This is a genomic window from Flectobacillus sp. (assembly GCF_049240685.1).
Taxonomy (GTDB): domain Bacteria; phylum Bacteroidota; class Bacteroidia; order Cytophagales; family Spirosomataceae; genus Flectobacillus.
The window spans coordinates 1-2,965 of record NZ_JBMLSD010000047.1; the positions used below are offsets into that span (position 1 = coordinate 1).

The 2,965-nt window shown below is 38.1% G+C and carries 2 protein-coding genes; one reads left to right on the top strand and one right to left on the bottom strand.

Annotation, left to right across the window (positions count from 1 at the left end; all coding sequences use genetic code 11):
- Positions 1–43: 43 nt before the first annotated feature.
- Positions 44–1,243 (bottom strand): mannonate dehydratase, encoded by a 1,200-nt coding sequence (gene uxuA, locus ACOVQ4_RS02190; RefSeq protein WP_421819027.1) that lies wholly within the window; start codon positions 1,241–1,243, stop codon positions 44–46.
- A 394-nt stretch (positions 1,244–1,637) separates the two neighbouring features.
- On the opposite strand from uxuA, the gene ACOVQ4_RS02195 reads away from it, so the two are divergent.
- Positions 1,638–2,789, top strand: coding sequence for a LacI family DNA-binding transcriptional regulator (locus tag ACOVQ4_RS02195; protein WP_421819028.1), 1,152 nt, complete (start codon positions 1,638–1,640; stop codon positions 2,787–2,789).
- Positions 2,790–2,965: the final 176 nt, after the last annotated feature.

The following is a 2,965-nucleotide window of genomic DNA, read 5'->3' on the forward strand; positions in this document are numbered from 1 at the left end:
AAATATCTCATACGTGGTAAGCTAGTGGGCAAAATTATGTGTTTTAGGGAACAGGTAACAGGCTCTTTTTAATTCCTAATTCCAGTCCTCTAAGCTCAGCGAGTCCTTTTAATCGACCGATGGCAGAATAACCCGGGTAGGTTTTTTTACCATTTGTCAAATCATCAAGCATCAAATGACCATGATCGGGGCGCATTGGAATTTGTCGTTCGGCCCCCTTTTTGTTTTCTTCCAAAACAACTGCTTTTACGACCTCATACATATCTACATCGCCAGTGAGATGAGCTGCTTCATGAAAATTCAGTGGATTTTCCTCTCTTTTGGTCGTGCGTAAATGAAGAAAATGAATACGATGTCCCCAACGAGTTATCATTCCTGCTAAGTCATTATCTTCTCTAACTCCCAGAGAACCAGTGCAAAAGGTAATTCCGTTGGCAGTGACTTCACAAGCTTGCATCAATTGAACCAAATCTGATTCGGTACTCACAACACGTGGTAAACCCAGCAAGGATTTAGGAGGATCATCGGGGTGAATACATAGATTGACACCTAGTTCTTGGGCTAAAGGTGCAATCTGCTGAATAAAGTAATACAGGTTAGCACGAAGTTCGGCATCGCCGATGTGTGCATAATTATCCAACAATCCTTGAAAAGTAGTGAGACTAAATGCTTCTTCCGAACCCGGCAAACCTAACAAAACCGTATTGGTTAGTTCTTTGAGTTCATCCTCTGTCATTTGTTCGAATTTGGCCTTTGCAGCCTCCTGAACCTCCTGCGTGTAATCATTTTTGGCATTGGGACGTTGAAGGATATACAAATCGAACAAAGCAAAATCTTGCCAAACAAAGCGTAGTGCTTGTGAACCATCGGGCATGGTGTAATTGAGCTTGGTACGTGACCAATCCAATACAGGCATAAAATTGTAACAAACAATAGTAACCCCACAAGCGGCCAAGTTGCGTAGAGAAGTTTTGTAGTTCTCAATATATAAGTCACGAGAAGGAAGTCCTTTTTTAATATCCTCATGCACAGGAAGACTCTCTACCACGAGCCATTTCAGTGGTGAATACTGTTGATTATCAGCTTCAATGATTTGAATTCTTTCTTGAATGGCCTCCTTAGACCATATTTCGCCGACAGGAATTTGATGGAGAGCGGAAACAACCCCCGTACACCCTGCCTGGCGAATATCCATAAGCGAGACAGGGTCTTTAGGGCCAAACCAACGCATAGTATGTATCATACTGAGTAGTTTTTGGAAAATATACTTCTTAAAAAAGTTCAAGATTTTCGGAAATCATTTCCGATACTTGATATTAATTTGGGGAGATTTGAACTAAATGTAAGGCTATATTTTTATATTAAACAAAGTTTTTCTTGATATATTTTTATAAAAATATCGCAAACGTTTTCGAAAACGAATCCGATATATATCTCTGTTTTCAATAAAAAGTTCTACTTTTATCATTAGGAATCAATGTGTAGATTTGAAATTAAAGTAGATAGGAATGACATATAAAAAAAATACAAAAATGAGATTCAAGATTAGGAGTGAATATATCAAGTGATAAAAAAAAAGATTCAGACCATTATTCACAACTCGCTTAAATGCTCAGACACAATCAAGCATACACTATATGATACAATGTACGAATTGTCAAGAAACACAAAATTTGGTAAAGGCAGGCTTCGTAAGAGGTAAGCAGCGATTTCATTGTAAATCTTGCGAGAGTTATTTCACAGTACAAACTACACCCGCTACACCAGCCAAAAAAAATCATCAAACAACCATTGTAGACATTGCTAAGGCCTTGGGCGTGGCGCCGTCTACTGTTTCGAGGGCATTGAATAATAGCAAGGAGATTAATGAAAATACCCGTCAGGAAATACTAAGAGTGGCTCAAGAACTTGATTATCGCCCAAATTTGTTGGCTCAAAGTCTTAACAGAGGAGCCACAAATACGATTGGTGTGGTGATTCCAGATATTCAAAGACCATTTTTTGCTGGAGTATTAGCTGGTATTCAACAAGTGGCAAGTAATGCGGGTTATCGGGTGATGATTTGCCAGTCAAACGAATCTCATTCTACCGAGACGCTCAATGTTCAGGCATTAATGAGTAGTCAGGTGGATGGTCTATTAATTAGCCATTCTGTCGAAACTACCTCTTTTGAGCATATTAAACTACATCTGAACAGAGGTATTCCGATAGTTCATTTTGATAGGGTTGCTTATGAATTGCCAACAGCAAAGGTGATTCTTGATAATTTTCGGGGTTCGTTTTTGTTGGTAGAACACCTCATAAAACAAGGGTGCAAACGCATTGCTATTTGTGCAGGCCCTAAAGAGCTATTGATTAGTCAGGAGAGATTTGAAGGATATAAATCTGCCATGCAAGAATACGGGCTAACTTTTGACTCTGATTTGGTTTATCATATAGGTTTTAGAAAAAACGAAGCTGTTGATGCGCTAAATCAATGGCTATCTCTGGAATCGCCACCAGATGCGATTTTTGCAGTTCATCATGGCAATGCAATTGAGCTTATGGTAGAATTGAAAAAAAGAGGAATCAAAATTCCAGCGCAAATTGCTGTAGCTGGTTTTGGTGATGACCAAATTGCTGAATTAATAGAGCCAGCTTTGACTGTTTTCCATCAATTTCCCCTACAAGTCGGAGAAACCGCAGCTAATACGCTCATTAATAATATTATCGACGGAGATAATTTTGTACCAGAGGATATTATTGTTCAAGGAAAATTGGTCGTGAGAAAGTCTTCTTTGAAGAATTGAATAATTTGAAAATTTGGAGATTTGGTAATTTGGTAATTTGAAGATTTGAAGATTTGGTAATTTGGAGATTTGAAGATTTGGTAATTTGAAAATTTGAAGATTTGGTAATTTGGAGATTTGGAGATTTGAAAATTTGGAGATTTGGTAATTTGGTAATTTGGTAATTTGGAGATTTG